The sequence below is a fragment of the Achromobacter sp. 1011811831 genome, assembly GCF_059760905.1.
Map to the genome: position 1 here is coordinate 1 of NZ_JCBANG010000202.1, position 904 is coordinate 904.

The window sequence follows — 904 nt, forward strand, 5'->3', positions numbered from 1 at the left end:
CGCCGGAAAGGCGGCGAGCCCCGCTCGGTCGGGTTCAGGAATGGCGGCGGAACGAGGCCAGGAACACGCCGGCCAGGATGAACAGCGACCCGAAGGTCCGGTTCATCCAGCGGATGTGCTTGGCGTCGCGCAGCAGGCGCAGCACGCGGGCCGCCAGCAGCGTGTACACGCCCATCGCCACCAGGTCGGTGAAGGCCAGCGTGCCGGCCAGCGCCGCGTATTGCGCCACCATCGGCAGCGCGGGGTCGACGAACTGCGGCACCACGGCCAGCAGGAACACCGTGCCCTTGGGATTCATGGTGTTGATCAGGAAGCCACGCATGACCAACTCGCGGATCGACGCCTGCTTGGGATCGCCGGCGTCGACCGCGACCGGCGCGGCGTCGGTGCGGATCTGGCGCACGCCCAGGTAGATCAGGTAGGCCACGCCCAGGTACTTGACCACGTTGAAGGCCATTTCGGACGTGGCCAGCACCGCGCCCAGGCCGACGGCCACGACCACGAACTGGAACAGGATGCCCATGATCAGGCCGGCCGTGTTCCAGTAGCCGCGCGCGAAGCCGTACTTCAGCCCGGAGGACATGGCCGAGATCGCGCCCGCGCCAGGCGAGAACGAAATGGCCCAGGAGGCCAGGAAAAACGTCAACCAGGTCGATAAGGGCATGATGCGCGCGGGTCCGTGGGTCGCTGTCTGGGTGTGGGCTATCCGCAGATATTACTTGCTGAGCAGCGCGGCCCGCGGCGAGCCGCCGGGACGGCCGCCGTTGCCCGCCGGGCGCGCGGCGCCCTCGGGACGGCGGTGGTTCTGCTGTTGCTGCGGGCGGGCTTCGTTGCGGCCGGCGTGGGCCGGACGGTCGGACGGCTTGCGCTCGCCATCGCGCGGGGCGTGGCCGCGGCCTTCGCC

General features: G+C 70.2%; 1 protein-coding gene and 1 pseudogene. Both read right to left on the reverse strand.

Annotated features, from left to right (window positions below):
- Positions 1-34: 34 nt before the first annotated feature.
- Positions 35-664, reverse strand: a complete 630-nt coding sequence (locus AC6LJ9_RS30585; protein ID WP_212313427.1) for a LysE family translocator — start codon at positions 662-664, stop codon at positions 35-37.
- Between the two features lie 51 nt (positions 665-715).
- Positions 716-904: pseudogene (locus tag AC6LJ9_RS30590) on the reverse strand (DEAD/DEAH box helicase); the annotation flags it as partial.